Origin of the sequence: Bradyrhizobium sp. IC4059 (assembly GCF_020193615.1) — a bacterium.
Lineage (GTDB): Bacteria > Pseudomonadota > Alphaproteobacteria > Rhizobiales > Xanthobacteraceae > Bradyrhizobium > Bradyrhizobium yuanmingense.
Map to the genome: position 1 here is coordinate 584731 of NZ_JADYVH010000002.1, position 17146 is coordinate 601876.

At 65.7% G+C, this 17146-nt stretch carries 25 protein-coding genes; 15 read left to right on the forward strand and 10 right to left on the reverse strand.

What is annotated here, in order from left to right; translation table 11 throughout:
* The first annotated feature begins 97 nt into the window (after positions 1-97).
* A complete protein-coding gene (locus I6F12_RS08760) occupies positions 98-283 on the forward strand; it encodes a hypothetical protein (protein WP_036000257.1) in 186 nt (61 codons plus the stop codon).
* An 18-nt stretch (positions 284-301) separates the two neighbouring features.
* Here the strand turns inward: I6F12_RS08760 and I6F12_RS08765 are convergent, their stop codons facing one another.
* Together I6F12_RS08765 and I6F12_RS08770 are read right to left on the reverse strand one after the other, a co-directional pair.
* The gene (locus I6F12_RS08765; protein WP_025035957.1) at positions 302-550 is read right to left on the reverse strand and encodes a hypothetical protein; all 249 of its coding nucleotides are present in this window, start codon (positions 548-550) and stop codon (positions 302-304) included.
* Between the two features lie 107 nt (positions 551-657).
* Positions 658-1050, reverse strand: coding sequence for a hypothetical protein (locus tag I6F12_RS08770; protein ID WP_036000295.1), 393 nt, complete (start codon positions 1048-1050; stop codon positions 658-660).
* Positions 1051-1177: 127 nt separating this feature from the next.
* On the opposite strand from I6F12_RS08770, the gene I6F12_RS08775 reads away from it, so the two are divergent.
* Positions 1178-1960, forward strand: a complete 783-nt coding sequence (locus I6F12_RS08775) for an SDR family oxidoreductase (protein ID WP_225155981.1) — start codon at positions 1178-1180, stop codon at positions 1958-1960.
* Position 1961: 1 nt separating this feature from the next.
* Here the strand turns inward: I6F12_RS08775 and I6F12_RS08780 are convergent, their stop codons facing one another.
* Both I6F12_RS08780 and I6F12_RS08785 read right to left on the reverse strand, forming a co-directional pair.
* Positions 1962-2192 carry a hypothetical protein gene (locus I6F12_RS08780; RefSeq protein WP_057029028.1) on the reverse strand — a complete coding sequence of 77 codons (231 nt, stop codon included), beginning with the start codon at positions 2190-2192 and terminating at the stop codon, positions 1962-1964.
* Between the two features lie 488 nt (positions 2193-2680).
* A complete protein-coding gene (locus I6F12_RS08785; RefSeq protein WP_225155982.1) occupies positions 2681-3754 on the reverse strand; it encodes a hypothetical protein in 1074 nt (357 codons plus the stop codon).
* Positions 3755-4097: 343 nt separating this feature from the next.
* On the opposite strand from I6F12_RS08785, the gene I6F12_RS08790 reads away from it, so the two are divergent.
* Positions 4098-4694 (forward strand): L,D-transpeptidase, encoded by a 597-nt coding sequence (locus I6F12_RS08790; RefSeq protein ID WP_167361659.1) that lies wholly within the window; start codon positions 4098-4100, stop codon positions 4692-4694.
* Between the two features lie 42 nt (positions 4695-4736).
* On the opposite strand, the gene I6F12_RS08795 is transcribed toward I6F12_RS08790, so the two are convergent.
* Both I6F12_RS08795 and I6F12_RS08800 read right to left on the reverse strand, forming a co-directional pair.
* Positions 4737-5168: a hypothetical protein gene (locus tag I6F12_RS08795; RefSeq protein WP_036000243.1), complete on the reverse strand. Its 432-nt coding sequence runs from the start codon at positions 5166-5168 to the stop codon at positions 4737-4739.
* 118 nt (positions 5169-5286) lie between these two features.
* Positions 5287-5751: a MarR family transcriptional regulator gene (locus I6F12_RS08800; RefSeq protein ID WP_036000241.1), complete on the reverse strand. Its 465-nt coding sequence runs from the start codon at positions 5749-5751 to the stop codon at positions 5287-5289.
* Between the two features lie 99 nt (positions 5752-5850).
* Between I6F12_RS08800 and I6F12_RS08805 the strand changes: the two genes are divergently transcribed.
* From I6F12_RS08805 to I6F12_RS08815, 3 genes are all read left to right on the forward strand, one after another.
* Positions 5851-7773: an FAD-binding monooxygenase gene (locus I6F12_RS08805; protein ID WP_225155983.1), complete on the forward strand. Its 1923-nt coding sequence runs from the start codon at positions 5851-5853 to the stop codon at positions 7771-7773.
* A 225-nt stretch (positions 7774-7998) separates the two neighbouring features.
* On the forward strand, positions 7999-8280 hold the full coding sequence (locus I6F12_RS08810) for a hypothetical protein (protein ID WP_345944146.1): 282 nt from the start codon (positions 7999-8001) through the stop codon (positions 8278-8280).
* 129 nt (positions 8281-8409) lie between these two features.
* On the forward strand, positions 8410-8616 hold the full coding sequence (locus I6F12_RS08815; protein WP_036000235.1) for a hypothetical protein: 207 nt from the start codon (positions 8410-8412) through the stop codon (positions 8614-8616).
* Between the two features lie 42 nt (positions 8617-8658).
* Here the strand turns inward: I6F12_RS08815 and I6F12_RS08820 are convergent, their stop codons facing one another.
* Positions 8659-9003, reverse strand: coding sequence for a multidrug efflux SMR transporter (locus I6F12_RS08820; RefSeq protein WP_025035970.1), 345 nt, complete (start codon positions 9001-9003; stop codon positions 8659-8661).
* A gap of 124 nt (positions 9004-9127) precedes the next feature.
* On the opposite strand from I6F12_RS08820, the gene pdxY reads away from it, so the two are divergent.
* A complete protein-coding gene (gene pdxY, locus I6F12_RS08825; protein WP_225155984.1) occupies positions 9128-9943 on the forward strand; it encodes a pyridoxal kinase in 816 nt (271 codons plus the stop codon).
* A gap of 4 nt (positions 9944-9947) precedes the next feature.
* On the opposite strand, the gene I6F12_RS08830 is transcribed toward pdxY, so the two are convergent.
* Positions 9948-11279: a hypothetical protein gene (locus I6F12_RS08830; protein WP_225155985.1), complete on the reverse strand. Its 1332-nt coding sequence runs from the start codon at positions 11277-11279 to the stop codon at positions 9948-9950.
* A gap of 241 nt (positions 11280-11520) precedes the next feature.
* On the opposite strand from I6F12_RS08830, the gene I6F12_RS08835 reads away from it, so the two are divergent.
* Positions 11521-11724, forward strand: coding sequence for a hypothetical protein (locus I6F12_RS08835; RefSeq protein WP_025035973.1), 204 nt, complete (start codon positions 11521-11523; stop codon positions 11722-11724).
* 171 nt (positions 11725-11895) lie between these two features.
* A complete protein-coding gene (locus I6F12_RS08840; protein ID WP_225155986.1) occupies positions 11896-12147 on the forward strand; it encodes a hypothetical protein in 252 nt (83 codons plus the stop codon).
* On the opposite strand, the gene I6F12_RS08845 is transcribed toward I6F12_RS08840, so the two are convergent.
* Positions 12144-12704 (reverse strand): Ada metal-binding domain-containing protein, encoded by a 561-nt coding sequence (locus I6F12_RS08845; RefSeq protein ID WP_225155987.1) that lies wholly within the window; start codon positions 12702-12704, stop codon positions 12144-12146. The two genes, I6F12_RS08840 and I6F12_RS08845, sit on opposite strands and share 4 nt — an antisense overlap.
* Positions 12705-12833: 129 nt before the next feature.
* Here I6F12_RS08845 and I6F12_RS08850 point away from each other — a divergent pair, with 129 nt between their 5' ends.
* Entirely contained in the window at positions 12834-13250 is a 417-nt protein-coding gene (locus tag I6F12_RS08850) for a nuclear transport factor 2 family protein (RefSeq protein WP_225113950.1), read from the forward strand.
* Between the two features lie 85 nt (positions 13251-13335).
* Positions 13336-14250: a DMT family transporter gene (locus I6F12_RS08855; protein ID WP_225155988.1), complete on the forward strand. Its 915-nt coding sequence runs from the start codon at positions 13336-13338 to the stop codon at positions 14248-14250.
* Between the two features lie 6 nt (positions 14251-14256).
* On the opposite strand, the gene I6F12_RS08860 is transcribed toward I6F12_RS08855, so the two are convergent.
* The gene (locus tag I6F12_RS08860) at positions 14257-14607 is read right to left on the reverse strand and encodes a zinc ribbon domain-containing protein YjdM (RefSeq protein ID WP_036000193.1); all 351 of its coding nucleotides are present in this window, start codon (positions 14605-14607) and stop codon (positions 14257-14259) included.
* A 233-nt stretch (positions 14608-14840) separates the two neighbouring features.
* Here I6F12_RS08860 and I6F12_RS08865 point away from each other — a divergent pair, with 233 nt between their 5' ends.
* The 4 genes from I6F12_RS08865 to I6F12_RS08880 all read left to right on the forward strand — a co-directional run bounded on the left by I6F12_RS08865 (position 14841) and on the right by I6F12_RS08880 (position 17133).
* Positions 14841-15293 carry a pyridoxamine 5'-phosphate oxidase family protein gene (locus tag I6F12_RS08865; protein ID WP_225155989.1) on the forward strand — a complete coding sequence of 151 codons (453 nt, stop codon included), beginning with the start codon at positions 14841-14843 and terminating at the stop codon, positions 15291-15293.
* 94 nt (positions 15294-15387) lie between these two features.
* Positions 15388-15747 carry a cytochrome c gene (locus I6F12_RS08870; protein WP_128261901.1) on the forward strand — a complete coding sequence of 120 codons (360 nt, stop codon included), beginning with the start codon at positions 15388-15390 and terminating at the stop codon, positions 15745-15747.
* 237 nt (positions 15748-15984) lie between these two features.
* The gene (locus I6F12_RS08875) at positions 15985-16389 is read left to right on the forward strand and encodes a VOC family protein (protein WP_057029035.1); all 405 of its coding nucleotides are present in this window, start codon (positions 15985-15987) and stop codon (positions 16387-16389) included.
* Between the two features lie 96 nt (positions 16390-16485).
* The gene (locus I6F12_RS08880; protein ID WP_225155990.1) at positions 16486-17133 is read left to right on the forward strand and encodes a cell envelope biogenesis protein TolA; all 648 of its coding nucleotides are present in this window, start codon (positions 16486-16488) and stop codon (positions 17131-17133) included.
* Positions 17134-17146: the final 13 nt, after the last annotated feature.

The following is a 17146-nucleotide window of genomic DNA, read 5'->3' on the forward strand; positions in this document are numbered from 1 at the left end:
CGTTCACATCGATTGGACGGAACGCGCCCCGCGCCTCGATCGTTGTGAACCACCCGCGGCAGCGTTGCACCGCGGCAGGTCAGACGGGAGAGCGCCCATGATGTCCGAGGTCCAGGTCCATACACTTGCCCGGCAGATGCTCGAACAGCACGGCTTTGCTGCGATCGCGAAGGCCGCTGAGCAGGCCCAGGCCTGCGAGGGCCGCGGCGAGGCCGATGAGGCCAGGGAATGGCGTCACATCGTGGACGCCATGAAGATCATGCGCGGCCCGCATCAGAGCTGACACTCGAACGCGCGAGTTTCAACGCTCGCCGCGATCGGCGCCTTGGGACGAATTGCGGTTCTGTGTCTGCGGCTGCGCGCGCTCGCCCGATTCCTTGCAGGGCAGCGGTTCCCACGAGCCGTCCGGCGCCTGCTGATAGGCACTGCAGGACGGCGAGGTGGACTTTTCCCCGCCCTTCTGGGCGTCGGAATTTCTCGCCAGTGCGGGCGCAGTCAGCACCGCGGCGGCTGCAATCGCGCCGGCGAAAACGAAATGGATACTCCGCATGAGGACCTCCTGTTCGAATTCGGAAAGAGGCCGCATGCTGTGAAAAATTATGACGATTTTGGGCCGCGGCAGAGGTTCCGTCGCGGCGTGCTTAACGGGGCGGCGCGCTAGCCACCCTTGCTGCGGATCAGGCCGGCGAGATTGGTCTTCTGGGCTTCGCACCAGCCGGACATGCCGAGGCGGCGCTGGTCCATGTCGGTCGCCTGGGTCGCGATCGCGACCTCCGCCATCAGGTCATCGTCCTGCTTCTCGCCCATCTTGCCGCCGGTATGCAGCCAGGCGATCGCCTTGCGCACCTTCTCGGTGGTGCCGTCGGGCAGGTGCATCTGCTGCGCCCTCTGCACGAGGTCCTGATAGGCGAGATCGGTGTTGGGGCACTCGACCTTGGCGGCGAAGGCCTGCAAGACCATCGTCACATAGGTCGATCGCGGCGGCGCATCGCCCGCGAGGGCCGGCGCGGCCAACAGCAACAGGCCCGTCATCAGAAAACCGGTGCGCATCCCTGGGACCTCCTCCATTTTATCGAGAGGCTAGCGTCCGGCGCGCCGCTCGGCAATGGGATCGGGACACAATTGTCGCCGATCGGCCCAGTAGGCTAACCTGCGCTCCCCAGCATCGGAGCGCGATATGAGCCTGTTCAGCACGCCGTTCGATCCCACACGCGACACCGCGCTCGTCACCGGCGCAGGCAACGGCATCGGCCGCGCGATCGCGCTCGGCCTGGTCGGCGAGGGCGTCCGCACCGTGTTCGCGGATGTCAGCGCGGAGCGGGTGCGTGCCGCGATCGGCGCGAGCGAGAGGCCAGGTCTCGCCGTGCCCTGGGTCGGCAATCTTGCCAGCCTCGAGGCCTGCGATGAGCTGCTGACATCAGCGCATTCCGCGCTGGGCGAGGTCACGCATTTGGTCCACAGCGCCTCGCCGCCGCGGCGCGAGGCGGATCACTTGCTCGCAGTCGATCGCAACACCTGGCAGGAGATGCATGCCGTCAATCTCGATGCCGGCTTTCACCTGGCGCGCGAGCTCGCCAAGCGGCTGATCGCGGCGAAGCGGCCGGGCTCATTCCTGTTTCTGACCTCGCTACATGCGGGCACGCCGCGCAACCTGGCGCATTACTCGACGGCAAAGGCCGCCATGGCGATGCTGGTGAAGGAGCTGGCCAAGACGCTCGGACGCTACGACATCCGCGTCAACGCGCTGGTCCCCGGCGCGATCGCAGCCGGCGGGTTCGTCGCCGATCCCGCGCTGGCGCGGCACATTCCGCTCGGACGCCTCGGTAAGGCCGGGGATCTCGCACCGATGGCGCTCACGGTGCTGTCGAACAAGCTGTCCGCTTACGTCACCGGCGCAGCCTTCGTCGTCGACGGCGGATTGTCGCTGACGAACTGGTTCGAGGCGCCGGTGCTGGATTAGCCTAGCGCTGCCAGGCCGGCACCGGATCGAGCGGCGTGCGATAGACCTCGTTGTGATCGCGATCGGTGACGCGCACCGCGCAACCTTTCTGCTGTAGTTCGGGCTTTACCTGCGACAGCTCGCAAGCCAATTGGTCGGCGCGATCGGAGGCAACCTCGATGTCTTCGAGGATGATTCCACCCTGGTTCTTGAACTCACCACCAACCACGAGATCGAAAGAATAGTAGGGCATCCGAATTCCCCGGTGTGACGATCTGAGCTTCAGTGCAAGTCTCAACACATGTCGGATGGTACCACTGAGTCGACATCTATCGAATGAACAGAGCGCGCAATCTCTGGGCTTATGGCGCAGAAATGATGTGCAACGTGCGGGCTCGTTAAGAGTTTATTAAATATACCCGCGTGATCATTAGGCATGGAATTGCAGCAGAACCGGGCTCCGGGAACCGGCAGCTGCAAGAGAAGGCCGCCGGCATAGATCCCGACGGCCTTTTCTCTTGAGCGAGACGTCGCTCACCGTAATCGCCCGGAGTTAACGCTTCACATCGACTCGGACAGCGTGCGTGAGCGCGTGACAGCAAGGCTGCGTCGCTGCTCTAAAGCGCGATGCGATCAGGATGAATCGTCATCGCGCTTCAGGTTGTTGTTGTTTGAGCATGATCGTTCGGAAAACCGCTGCGCACTTTGCGCTTACGCGGCCCTTCGGGTTCGGATCATGCTCTAGCGCAGCGGCATCGGCGGACGCACGATAGGTCCGTCGTCATCAGCAACGGCTTGCGTCGTCGTGGTCGGCGCAGCCGGCGGCGTGGCGGCGGCGGCCTGCGATAGCGGCGGCGAAGGCGCGAGCGGCGCGGGCGAAGAGGCCGGCATGTAGGTCCGCGTTACAGGCGGCTTGGGCTTGCGAACCGGCGCCGCCGCAGGCTGCGGCGGGAGCGCGGCTGCGCGCGCGCGCGGATCGACCGGCGGCCTCGCCTCGGTGACCGGCTTCGGTGCGGGAGGCCTCGCCATCTCACGCGCCATCTGCTCCTGTCCGGCTTTCAACTCGGCGATGTTGGCCTTGAGCTGCTCGATCTGCTGCGCCATGGCGGCGAGATCGCGTGTCATCGATTGCACCGATTGCGCCGCGTCGACCGACTGTGGTGCCGCGGGCGCAGTCGCAGCTAGCTGAGCCGCGGGCGGCGCAGCAGCTTGATCTGCCGTTTGGTTGGGCGCGGCTTCCGCTGCGGTAGGCGCAGCCTGGGCGGCGGCGACCGGCGCGCTTTGCTGCGGTGTCGCAGACAACAACGAGGTCGTCGGGAGCAGCGAGGTCAGCACCGGCGTCCATTCGGCCAGTAACTGCTTTGCTGTGTCGCCGTGCTTCTCCCAGGCGATGCTGGCGGCCACGCTGGCGCCGGCAAGCAGGAACGTGACGAACGCCCCGCGCAGCCACTTGCCGACCGAGGACCGCTTCTTCATCACGGGACCATCGCTGGACGTGACGCGGACAGCGGTGTCGATCGACGGTGCCGCAGTGGATTTTCCGTAGACGACGTTGATGCTTGGCTCGGGCGCGCGCGCCGGCTCCAGAGTGAACTTCGGCGTGACCTTGGGCTGCGGGGCAAACTTGGGTTCCGGGGCAAACCTGGGCTCCGGACGCGGCGCGATCTCTGGCGCCAGCGCAGGCGACACGCTGGCGGGGCGCGAGGCCCGCACGATCTCGGGCGAGATCTGGACCGCGTCGTGAGGATCGTTGTCCTTGACCGTGTCTTTCACGATCTCATCGACGATTTGCTTGGCGTTCAGCGTCGCGAGCATCGCAGCTCCTTTGAAGCCCAGTGTTCGAGGTTAAGGCATCCGCATTGGCGCGGGGCTGATCCGAGGTGAGGCCATACCCGGTCCCCATGTCGCACGAGTCCAGCCGGGTTTGACCAAAGCAAGGCGAGGGGATGGAGATGATGCGACACTCTTCCGCCCTTTGTGGTGATGGAACCCAATTTGCCGAACACGCGCATGTGTTCCTGCACCGCCTTGTTTTCAGCACGATTTTGGCAATATCTGGTGACGGCGGGGGCGTCGTTATTCCGCTATCGGGGGGCCGGCGGTGCCAAGATCTCTACTCGTTTTGTTCGTCGCAGCCCTGCTGCCGCTGGGCGGCTGCATGCAGACGACACTTTCGCCATCGACGGATGCGAGCATGACGCCGCGCGACCGTCAGTTGCTCGCGCACGCGCCTTACGCCAAGGCGAACGTGCCCCAGCAATATCTGCGTCACATCGTCGATTACCACCGCAAGGAGCAGCCGGGCACGATCCTGGTCGATACCGACGCGCGCTACCTCTATTACGTGCTGCCCGAGGGCAAGGCGATCCGCTACGGCGTTGCCGTCGGCGAGGAAGCCATGGCGTTCTCCGGCGTCGCGCGGGTCGGTCGCTTGGCGGAATGGCCGGACTGGGTCCCGACCGCGGATATCCAGGCGCGACTCGGTCCCTATCCCGCGCGCGTTCCCGGCGGTCCCGCCAATCCGCTGGGCGCGCGGGGCATCTATCTCTATGTCGGCAACAAGGACACGCTCTATCGCATCCACGGCACCAACCAGCCTGAATATATCGGGCAGGCGATCTCGTCCGGCTGCATCCGGATGCGCAACGAGGACGTCATCGATCTCTACGACCGGGTGAAGCTCAATTCGATGGTCGTGGTGCTGCCGCCGGGGCAGAGCGCGCAGGCCGCAGCAGGCGGGCGCTGGCGGGGCTGAGGTCTGCGCCGGTCAGTTCGAATTTAGGTGCGTTGTCACGCTCTAGTTCTCAGGCCGGGCGACCCGCCATTGCAGCGTCGTGGCGTTGCCGTTGGCGTCGCCCGGCGCCTTGTCGGCGGGCGAGGTGTAGAGCGGGCGATAACGGTAGGCCCACATCTTGCTGCCGTCGTTGCGGTTGATCACGGTGAAGTCGCCGACGGCCCTGGCGTCGGCCGTTGCGGCGAGCGGCACCCAGCTCTCGATGCACTTGCCGTTGCAGTTCGACGTCTTTCCCGTGGTGTCGCGCTCATAATAGTAGAGCGTCATGCCGTTGAGATCGACGAGCTTGGGCCCCTGCTTGGTCAGGATGACCTTCGCGGGAGCCGTTGGCGCCTCGACCTTCGGCGGAGGAGGATCGCCGCCGCCATGGCCCCCTGCGACCGCCTGAACGGTCGAGAGCGCGACGGCCGCGGCCACAACGAGGAACCTGAACATCCGAAACTCCGCCCCGCAAAGTTAATCGCGCGTTAAGCGCCCCAATGCGGCCGACGTTAGCAGCCGAAGGTTAGTTCCTGGTTTCGTGCGCTGCGACAATTACGGACATGGTCCGCGATCAGAGCTGCGCATCGCGCAGCGGCGCGCGGCTGAGCTCGTTGCCGGCGGCGATGGCCTTGCGCAGCAGCCGCATCAGCTCCTCACCCTCTTTCGCGCTGAGGCCGCGCAGCATGATGCGCTGCGCGGATTCGACGGCCGGGGTGATCTTGCGCAGCGTGCGGCGGCCCTCGTCGGTGATCTCGAGCTCACGCGCGCGGCGGTCGCGGCTGGAGGGGCGCCGCTCCGCGAGGCCCTTCTGGACGAGGCGATCGATCACGCCGGTGATGGTGGTGCGATCGTAGGCGATCAATCCGGCGAGCGTCACCTGATCGAGCCCCGGATTGGCCTTGATGGTTGCAAGCGCGGCGTATTGCACCGGAGTGAGATCGAAGCCGGCGTCCTCGACCTCGGCCAGGAACACCGCGACCGAGATCTGCTGGAAGCGGCGTGCCAGATGTCCGGGCATGTCGTTGTTGTCTTTCACCGAAATCTCCTCCGGGGCAGAGCGGTGCGCATCATTGACAAGTATACTGATAGTCAGCATACTGATCAATAAGAAGCAGAATTTGCGGGGGAGGTGCTCATGCAGTTCCATCTCAATGGATTTCAGCCGGGCGACCCTGAAATCGCCGATCCTGCCGCGCGCGTTCAGGCATCGGGAGCGGCGGGCGCCGTGCCTGGCGAGGTCGATGTCCTCATCGTCGGCTGCGGGCCGGCCGGCCTGACGCTCGCCGCCCAGCTCGCGCAATTCGCCGACATCAGGACGTGCATCGTCGAGCAGAAGCCGGACCGCCTCCTCGTCGGCCAGGCCGACGGCATCGCCTGCCGCACCATGGAGATGTTCCACGCCTATGGCTTCAGCGAGCGTGTGCTGAAGGAGGCCTGTTGGGTCAACGAGACCACGTTCTGGAAGCCGGATGAAGCGGCGCCGGAGAAGATCGTCCGCAGCGGCCGGGTGCAGGACGTCGAGGACGGGCTGTCGGAATTCCCGCACCTCATCCTGAACCAGGCGCGCGTCCATGATTGCTTTCTCGACGTCATGCGCAAGTCGCCGGCGAAGCTCGAGCCGTATTACAGCCGACGCGTGCTTGATGTGAATGTCGATCCGGCGGCCGGTGCCGACGATCATCCCGTAACCGTGCGCCTCGAACGCGTCGATGCCGCGAACGAGGGCAAGGTCGAGACGGTCAAGGCCCGCTACGTCGTCGGTTGCGACGGCGCCCGCAGCACGGTGCGCAAATCGATCGGGCGCGAGCTGCACGGTGATTCCGCCAACCACGCCTGGGGCGTGATGGACGTGCTGGCCGTGACCGATTTTCCGGACATCCGTTTCAAGTCGCTGATCCAGTCGGCCAGGGACGGCAGCCTGCTGATCATTCCGCGCGAAGGCGGCTACATGGTCCGCATCTATGTCGAGCTCGCCAAGCTCGATGTCGGCGAACGCGTTGCCAATCGCAACATCACCGCCGACGACGTGATTGCGAAAGCGCAGCGGGTCCTGAAGCCGCATCGGCTCGAGGTGAAGGAAATCGCCTGGTGGTCGGTCTACGAGATCGGCCAGCGCCTCACCGACAAGTTCGACGACGTGCCGGAGGGCGAGATCGAGACGCGCCTGCCGCGCATCTTCATCGCCGGCGATGCCTGCCACACCCACAGCCCGAAGGCCGGGCAGGGCATGAACGTTTCAATGCAGGATGCCTTCAATCTCGGCTGGAAGCTCGCCGCCGTGCTGCGGAGGCAATGTGCGCAAAGCCTGTTGCATTCCTATTCGGCCGAGCGCCGGGCAGTCGCGAAGGAGCTGATCGATTTCGATCGCGAATGGGCTGATATCCTCGCCTCCGCCGCCAAGGCCGGCGGCGCCGATGCCGCCAAAACGCAGGACTATTTCGTCCGGCACGGACGTTTTACCGCGGGCACGGCAACGCATTACAAGCCGTCGATGCTCACCGGCGCGGCCACGCATCAGCACCTCGCGCAGGGCCTCATTATCGGCACGCGCTTCCATTCCGCGCCGGTGATCCGGCTGGCGGACGCCAAGCCGGTACATCTCGGCCATGCCGCACGGGCCGATGGCCGCTTCCGCATCTACGCGTTCTCGCCCGATGAGAACCCGGCAGCGTCGGGCTCGGCCATTCGTGCCTTGTGCAATTTCCTCGCGGAATCCCGGAAGTCACCTATCCGTCGATATACGCCTGTTGGGGCTGACATCGACAGCGTGATCGATCTGCGCGCGGTGTTTCAGCAGGACCATCGCGAGCTCGCCATCGAGGCGATGCCGCCGATGTTGCTCCCGAGCAAAGGCCGTTACGGCTTGTACGACTACGAGAAGATGTTCTGCCCGGATCTCAAGAGCGGCCACGACGTCTTCACGATGCGCGGCATCGATCGGACAGCCGGCTGCATGGTCGTGGTGCGGCCCGACCAGTATGTCGCGACCGTGCTGCCGCTCAACGATTTTGCCGGGCTGGCCTCGTTCTTCGACGCATTCATGCTGCCGGCGAGGTGACGCCGAAAGCGCCGCGCGGGCCGTTCCGCCCGCGTTTCCGCCGCCGAGCTCTGGCTAGCCGCAACGAAAGCCCGGCCTTGGTGCCGGGCTTTCCGCTCCCGCGCGATCGGGTTCCGTGCGCGTACAATTTAAGAAAGTTCTTCGCGGGCAGATTTCATCGATCGTAATATGTCTATCCAAAGCTGTAAGCATCCACTCGGGGCAGCGGGGCACCGGAGGATGACGATGAGACAGAGCCAAGCGGAGACGCGCCGTCAGCAAAATGTCGCGAAGCGGTCGATGACCAAGGAGGCCAAGCAGCTGGCCGGCCTGATTGCCGGACTGCGCGAATCCCTCGAGGAGATCCACAAGGAGCGGGCGGGCACCAAGCTGTCGGGCGCAGAAATGGGACTACTCGATGAGCGTCGCAACAATCTGCTGCTCACCATCGCAGCCCTCAATGACCGCCTTTCGGCGGTGCAGGGCCTGATCAATCTCGGCCGCCCGCACATTATCCGCGTGCACTAGCGCCGATCCGAGGCAACGAGATCGGCTCTGTTGCGACGGCACGGGGCCGGCCACAGGCCTCGTGGATGGCACCAAATTGCCACGCTCCCGGCGAATTGCCGCCAAAGCCCGCTGCCACGACAAGGCCGGGTGCAGGGCGACGCAAGGGGATGCGAATTGGCCTACAAGATGGTCGCAGAACGCGACAACGAGAAGTACAGTTTCGCCCGCGAGAGCCGGTTGCTCATCGTGGCGAAGGCGAAAGTGTGGGCGAGCGAGGGGTGGCGGGTGGTCGTCACCGACCAGGATGGCAAGGCCTACGCGCCGTCCGAGCTCGATCAGCTGTCCGCAGCGTGATGGTGGGGCGCGACCTCTTGCTCAGAGTCGGCACCGCGCGCATCAACGCACGGTGGTCTCCGAGAACAGGTTGATGATCACCACCCCTGATACGATCAGCGCGATGCCGACGAAGGCTGCGGCGTCCAGGATCTGACGGAACAGCACGAAGGAGACGGTGGCGGTCAGGATGATGCCGACCCCGCCCCAGATCGCATAGGCGATGCTCAACGGGATCACCCGAATCGCCACCGAGAGCGCGTAGAACGAGGCGACGTAGAACAGCACCATCGCCAGCGTCGGCCAGGGACGGGTGAACTGCGCGGACTGCTGCAGGAACGCCGACGCGGTGACCTCGAACACGATGGCGAGGGCGAGAGCCGTATAGGCGTTGAAGGCGGAGGTCATGCGGAGGCTGTGTCCGGACCGACGGATGGCTGACGTGCGACCGGAAATATCACGCGGGAATGACGAGTCCGCGACAGGACGCAGCGCTTGCGTCGCCCGACGTTTGACTCTACGGACCTCTTTCATGCTCGTCATCTCCATCCAGAGCCAGGTGGTCCACGGCCATGTCGGCAACAGCGCGGCCGCCTATGCCATGCAGGCGGAGGGCGTGAACGTCGCTGCGGTGCCGACGACGCTGCTGTCCAACCATCCGCGCTATCCGAGCCTGCGCGGGCGGGTGCTCGAGACCGAGCTCGTCGCCGATCTCCTGAGGGGAGTCGAGGAGCGCGGCCTGGTCGACGAGGCCGCGGTGGTCGTCACCGGCTATCTCGGCTCGCCCGGCAATGCCGCCGTCATCGCCGATTTCGTCGAGCGGGCGCGCACGCGCAATGGGAAGCTCGTCTATCTCTGCGATCCCGTGATCGGTGACGACGGCCGCGTCTATGTCGCGGACGGCATCCTGGACGTGCTCCGCCACCGGCTGCTGCCGACGGCGAACCTGACGACGCCGAACCAGTTCGAGCTCGAGCTGCTCTCTGGGGTCGCAATCGCCGACGCCGAGAGCCTCAGCGCGGCCTGCGCGGTGCTGGCTGGGGCAGGCACCGACGTCGTCGCCACCGGCTGCACCCTCGCTGACACGGCGGCGGGCCAGGTGGAGACGATCCTGTGCACTGATGGGCGATTGTCGCGCTTTGCGACGCCGCGCCTGCCGATCCGTCCCTACGGCACCGGCGATCTCCTCACCGGGCTGATCGCGGCGCATCTGGCCAAGGGCGAAGCAATGGAGTTGGCGGTACGGCGCGCGGTCGACACGGTCTTTGCCGTGCTGGTGCGCACGCAGGCCGCCGGCTCGGCCGAGATGCGGCTGGTGCCGCTGCCGACGGCAGAGCGCAAGCCGTAAACCGTCAGGTCGCGCGCTTGCCGGCCGATTGCGCCGACTTCTGCGGCTTGGCCGCCGGGCCCTTCTGCTCGCGCGCGACGTCGGCCTTCGGCGGCTTGGCGCTCGCAAGGCCCTGTGTCTTCTTCGGCTTAACGCCGGCAACGTCCTTGCGGTCGAAGGTGCCGCGCTTCGAGATATATTCCTGGCCGTCGATCGGGCCGACATGGGGCGGATCGCGGCCGAGATAGGGTCGGCCGATGCCGTACGCCTTGCCGTTGGCATCGACCCACTTCCACAGGATTTCGGTCGAGACCCAGCGCTGCGCCCTGTTGCTGCCTTGCGTGCTGACGATGTCTGCCGCCATGCCGTGACCGTAGCCGCCGCGCGTGCTGCCGCCGTGATAGGAGCGGTTGGAGGCGGCCTTCAGGCCGCTCGCGATCGACTGGCGATAGTCGTCGCGGAACGCGCTGGTGATGCCCGGCGACAGGCCGGCGGCTTCGGCCGCGAGCATCATGCGGAACAGCTTCTGCTTGAAGCTCTTGTCCATGCCGCCGATGACGTAGTCCATCATCGACATGCCGGCGCGCTCGGCCGCATGCGGATCCTTCCAGGTGAAGTCCTGATCGACCAGCTTGGTGAAGCTGCGCATCACCGTGACGGTCTTGCCCTTGCGCTTGATGGTGACTGCGCGCCGCTCCTGCACCTTCATCGTGTCTTCCTTGGCGGTGCGCTGATAGAGCGCCCAGAGGTAGCGGTCGATGCAGGCCTCCATGACGAAGCATTCGTCGAGGACGGCGATGTTGTCGGCAGGCGGTGACGCCTTGCGCGCAGGCGCAACGGGGTCGCTCGCGATCGCCGCGGCCGACAATGTGTCCGTCGTCACGATCTCGGTGGGATCGGTGGATGCGAGCTTGACGGGCTCCGCCACAGGGGCGGGGGCAACCTCGCCGACGACGGGCTCCGGTTCAGGCAAGATCGGCGGCGCGGGCACGGCTTCCACCGGCAGGATCAGCGCCGGGTCGGCCGAGGCAAGCTTGATGGTGGAGGCGGGCTCTTCCGGCGTTGCCTCTGCCGGCGCGGGAGGGTCGGGCAGCGCAGTGACGGTGGCTGCGATGTCGGCGGTCAAGGCGAAGCGGTCCTCAAGGGTCGCAGCGCGCGCCACGTCGGCGAGGTCGATGCGGCCGAGATCCTTGGCATGATCCTTGGCACGATCCTTGGCGCGCGAGATGGCGGCCGCATTGGCGGCGCTGTTTTCGATGAGCGCAGGCGCATAAGCGGAGAGAGACAATGCTAGCCAGCCGGCGAGAACGGCCGAGGGACACGACACTGCCACCAGAAGAGACCGCCGATCGTTCATGATCCCTGCCTCCAAACGGTCTGCTCGAACAATCTTGCCCGAACAGTGATGATGCAAACAGTCTGACGAAACAGTCGCACGGAAAGGCACGCAGCACGTCGATTGTTCGGGCCACGGTGTGGCGGCGCAATGGCGCAAATCGGGGAGTGCGGGCTTTTCGGGGCAACTGTGGCCGAGGTGCAACGCCCGGTTCCATTTGACGTTGCCGCAACTTTGTTGCGGCTGGTGCGTTGGAGGCGCCATGACGCATCCCTCCCTTCGTCCCATGGACGCCTTCGACCCCACCGAGCCCGCCATCCTGCACGATCGTCTCTCCGACACGATCATCACCTGGACCGCCGACCAGGCCGAGGACTACCGCCGCGCCAGCCGGCCCGGCGCGGATGGAACCGTGGCTTGGAAGACCTATCTCTTCGATGGCTGGGGCAACGTGCTCGGCGGCTGAGCACCTCCTCTGGAGGCGCCGCGTCGCAGGCGGCGTGATTCGCCCAAATCCCTGGACGCATTAGGCATAACGTCATGCATTGCATGCGATGTTGCAATGCGGCGGTGTATGTCGCACTGCAGCAAAATACGCCTAAATAGGCTCCGACTCTCACACCTCGGAGCATCACCAATGAACAAAAAGACCTTGTCGATCGCCGCCTTCCTGACGATCGCGGGCGGTACCGCGGCTTTCGCCGCCGAGCTGCCGACCTATGAGGCCAACGGATTCCCGGTTTCCCCGCTGCAGTTGCGCGTGCTCGGTGCCGCACATCTCGAGCAGCAGGTCGCAGCGCCAAGCGCAATCGCCTCGGTCCACCAGGCGAAGGTGCTCAGCCCGCGCAAGGTGAAGACCGCGGACGTAATCACTGGCGCGGGCCGCTAAGCTCGCCGCGCGCGCAGGCTTGACGGCGAGCGGCCGTAGAGTTCGGCGAAGGCGGCGTTGAACCTGCGCAGGCTGCCGAACCCGGCCGGGAATGCGATAGCGGTCATGCTGTCATCGCCGGCATCGAGCAGGCGCTTGGCGCGCTGGACGCGCAGTGTCTTGGCGAGCTGCTGCGGCGTAGCGCCGACATGGCGCTCGAACAGGCGCGCCAGATGACGCGACGAGATGCCGAGCCGCGTCGCGAGATCGACCACCGAGGCTTCATCCAGCGCGCCGTCATCGATGAGCCTCATGGCCCGGGCCACCGTGGAGCGCGTGCCGTTCCAGGCCGGGCAGAAAGGAGCGGTCTCGGGACGGCAGCGCAGGCAGGGCCGGAAGCCGGCGGCCTCGGCAGCCGCCGCCGTCGGATAATAGACCACATTGCGCGCCAGCGGCTGCTTGGCCGGACAGACCGGCCGGCAATAGATGCCCGTGGTCTTCACCGCCGTGAAGAAGCGGCCGTCATAGCGGGGATCGCGGCGCAGGCGCGCGGCGTTGCAGACATCAAAGCTCAACATGATCGCATGGTAGCGCATGGGGGCGGCGGCGGAAGGGCTGCCGGATGACCGAGTCCGATTGCGGCGAGCCGCGGCTCGCACCGCGGCCTAGAAGGCGGTTCTCATCGCAACACGGCCGGAGACCCCATCGTGACCAGCCCGAGAGACGTCGTACTGAACGCCTGGAAGACCTTTTCGTCACGCGATCCCGAGCGCATCGCAGCACTCTTCACCGACGACGCCGAATGGATCGCGCCGAAGGCCAATGCCACCGCCGTCGCGCTCGATCATACCGATCACATGGTGGGAGCGCACCAGATCGCGCGCTTCATCGCGCAGGAGATGCACCGATTGTTTTCGGACATCGATATCGTCTTCCGCGGCGTGTATGTCGACGGCGATGTCGTGATCGTGGAGGAGCGGATGCGCGCCACGCTGCCGGGCGGCAAGCCGTACGAGAACGAGTATTGCTTCGTGTTCGAGGTGGTGGGCGACCGGATCAGGCAAGTGCGGGAATACATGGATACGCGCAAGGGATGGCGGATGGTCTTCGATGAGGGGCTGTAACACGCGTAGTCGGCATCGCCCTCGCGTGACAGCCCTGCAGCCGCGTGGGTTGAGCGGCTCAGCGAGCCGACATATCGAGTGATCCATGGATCAGCGGACGAGCGGCGCCGACGCTCAGAAGAAGGATGCCGCGCCGGCACTGCTCGGCGTGGTCTGCGGGCTTGCCGCGGCGCTGTTCTGGGCGCTCGGCTTTGCCGCCACGCGGCACGGCCTCAAGGCCGGCTTCACGCCGGTCGATCTGCTGGTGCATCGCTATGTCTGGTCGGGGATCGCCTTCCTGCCCCTCGTGTTGCGCGCCGGACTCTCCGATCTCTGCGGCATCGGCTGGGGCAGGGGGCTCGTGCTGATGGTGCTCGGCGGTCCCGTGATGTCGCCGATCTCGTACATCGGCTTCCTGTTCGTCCCGCTCGGCCATGGCAGCGTGATCCAGCCCTCTTGCGCCACGCTCGGCGGCCTCCTGCTCGCCGCCGTCGTGCTGAAGGAGCGGATCTCCGCCTCGCGCCTGACCGGCGCGCTCGTCATCGTCGGAGGCCTCGGAGTGATCGGCGCGGAATCGATCGGCCACATCGGTGCCGACGGCATTCAGGGCGATCTCATCTTCGTGCTTGCCGGATTCATGTTCGCCGGGTTCGGCGCGATGCTGCGCCGCTGGCGCGTCTCGGCCGTGCCGGCTGCGCTGGTCATCAACGTGCTGTCGCTGCTGCTGGTGCCGGTCTACGTCGCCACGGTGGGTCTCGCCCACATTGCGTCGATCGGCATGACCGAGAACGCGATCCAGGCGCTGGCGCAGGGCGTGCTTGCCGGCCCCGCGGCGCTCTATCTCTACGCCGTCTCCGTCCAGCGTCTCGGCGTGGCCCGCGCCGCGGTGTTTCCGGCCTGCGTGCCCGCGCTGACGCTGCTCACCGGCTGGCTGCTGCTCGGCGAGCCGCCCACGATGCTGCAGACGGCAGGCCTCGTGACGGTGCTGTGCGGGTTCTACCTGGCGCAGCGGCAAAGCTAGCGGACCTCACGCCTTCTTCACGAACTCCGACTTCAGATTCATCGCGCCGATGCCGTCGATCTTGCAGGCGATGTTGTGGCCGTCGCTGGCGTCCTGCAGGCGGATGTTGCGCACCTTGGTGCCGCCCTTGACGACCGAGGACGAGCCCTTGATCTTGAGATCCTTGATCACGATGACACTGTCGCCGTCGGCGAGCACATTGCCGTTGGCATCGCGCACGCCCGCATCCTGCGCCGTGTCCGCGACCGCGTCCGCCGCGCCGCTCCATTCATGGCCGCATTCCGGGCAGACCCAGAGATCGCGGTCCTGATAGGCGTGCTCGGAATTGCAGGTCGGGCATTTCATCGTGTCGGTCATGACGGGTCTTGTCTCGCGCGTTCGTTCGCGGCGCGACCGTAGAGGCGGGAACCGGGAAAGCAAGCAAAAGCTGCGAGCAGCGCGGGCTGGCCGCGCCTGCCGGTGCGATATCACCGGGCGATGCTTGCCGACGCTTTCAATGAGGCAACATCGCCGCCGCGCGTTGAGCTGCATCAACGGCACTGCGCGCGGGGATCGTATCGTGTCTTCAGGAATGACCGCCGGAGGCAGCGATGGACGACACACTCAGACGAAAAATCCAGACCTTGCTGGACCAGCACCGCACGATGCGGATCGCGACGCTTCGCGCTGATGGCTGGCCGCAAGTGACGACCGTCGGCTATGCCAACGAAGGTTTCACCATCTACTTCCTCTGCGGCCCCGACAGCCAGAAGGCACAGAACATCTCTCGCGACGACCGCGTGTCGCTGGCGATCGATGACGATCCGGCGCAAGTGATGGAGATCACCGGCCTGTCGATGGCGGCGCGGGCGGTGGCCGTGACCGATCCAGCCGAGGCCGAGAAGGCGATCGCGCTTTTGATGGCGCGCTATCCCGAGCAGAAGGCCATCGGCCTCCCCGTGCCGAAGCCATCCGAGGTGCGGCTGATCCGTCTCACACCGACGGTGATCTCGCTGCTCGATTATTCCAAGGGATTCGGCCACTCCGATCTCGTGACGTGCTGAGGACGCGAGCTGCGAGCTGGCTTGATGCAGATCAAGCTGGCGTCGTGGTGCACATCTAGGCTGCTCCACGATTCAAATGCCGTGAGGTCGGGCGATGTCGCACAATGTTCGAATCTCCATCGGCATCGCCGTCCTGATCGCGCTGTCGGTGCTGTTTCTCTTCAGCCTCGTTCACACCGCCGCCGGGGCGCCGAGGCCCGGCTCGCGCGCGGTCGCCGCAGGTCATCGCCTGGCGCAGGCGTGGTGCCAGTCGTGTCACGCGATCGAGCCGCACATGGCCGGCTTCTTCGACGAGGCACCGAGCTTCCAATCCATCGCCGACCGCAACGGCACCACCGCGCTCTCGCTCAAGGTGTTCTGGCGGACCAGTCACCAGACCATGCCGAATCTCGTGATCTCGCCGGAGCAGGCCGAGGTGCTATCGGCCTATATCCTGAGCCTGAAGCGCAATTGAGGGCCGGCTCAAGCAAGTGTTGCGAAAACAACCCCATGCACAGTAGCCATCCCTATGGAATTACTCGGGGTTTTTCCTGACTTCGGCAAAATCGAACAGGATTTGACCCGTCGGGCAAAACAATGGCATGATGCCATCGTGGGACGCGGTCGGGGGCGTCAGGTGCGGCACCATCCCGGATTACGCTTGCGCTCCATCCGGGCTACGCTCGCTTCGCAACTTGCGACGAGTTCCCTCATGAGCTTTCTCCTCAACATCGACGTTCCCGACGTGGCGAAAGCCACGACGTTCTACACCGAAGCCTTTGGCCTCTCGGTCGGCCGCCGCTTCGGCGCCGACTTCGTCGAGCTCAACGGCTGGCCCGCGCCGGTGTATCTCTTGACCAAGCAGGCTGGCACCATCGGCGCCGGCGGCGACCGCCGCCGCTATGAGCGGCACTGGACGCCGATGCATATCGACGTCGTCGTCGACGATGTCGACGCCGCCGTCGCGCGTGCGCTCGCTGCCGGGGCGATCCTGGAAGTGCCGGCGAGCGATGCGCCCTATGGGCGGATCGCGATGCTGGCCGATCCGTTCGGGCACGGTTTTTGTCTGTTGGCGTTCAGCGCGCAAGGGTATGACGCGTTGCTGGAAGGTGCGTAGCCTAATCCGGGCCGAGCGTGCTGAGCCACCCGGATTGCGCTTTGCTCCATCCGGGCTACGATCGCCTGCGGAAGGCTGCGCCGACATTGGAGCGACATGGCAAAGAAGCTGAAGACGTACCAGACCTCGCTCGGCTTCTACGATCAGGCGATCGCCGCGCCCTCGATGAAGGCGGCACTTGCCGCCTGGGGCGCCAGCTCCAATCTGTTCCATCAGGGCGTCGCCAGGGAGACCGACGACCCCGATGTCGTCGCCGCGACCATGGCGAAGCCGGGCGTGGTGCTGAGGCGCCCGGTCGGCTCGAACGGCCCGTTCACCGAGAGCGCGGAGCTGCCGACTGATCTCGGCCCAGGTGAGGCCAAGCCCAAGCGCAAGTCCAAGAGCAAGGCCGAGAGCAAGCCGACGTCAAACAAGCGTCCCGCCAGGACGGCCCGGAATGCATCCCGCGAGATCGATGATGCGGCCGCCCGCAAGGCCGCAGCAGCTTTCGAGAAGGAGGAGCGACGGCGCGAGGCAGCGCGTGCCAAGGAGGAGGCCGCCCGCGCCAAGGAGCGTGCCCGGCGCGACAAGGCAGTTGCCGCAGCGGAAGCAGCGCTGGACAAAGCAAGACGCGAGCACGAAGCGAAGGCCGGCGCGATCGAAGCCGAGCGGGCCGCGCTCGAGGCGCGCGCCGAAGCGGAGCAGGAGCGCTGGGACAAGCAGAGGCACAAGCTGGATCAGGCGCTGCGCCGCGCGCGCGAGTGAGAGGCAGGTGCCG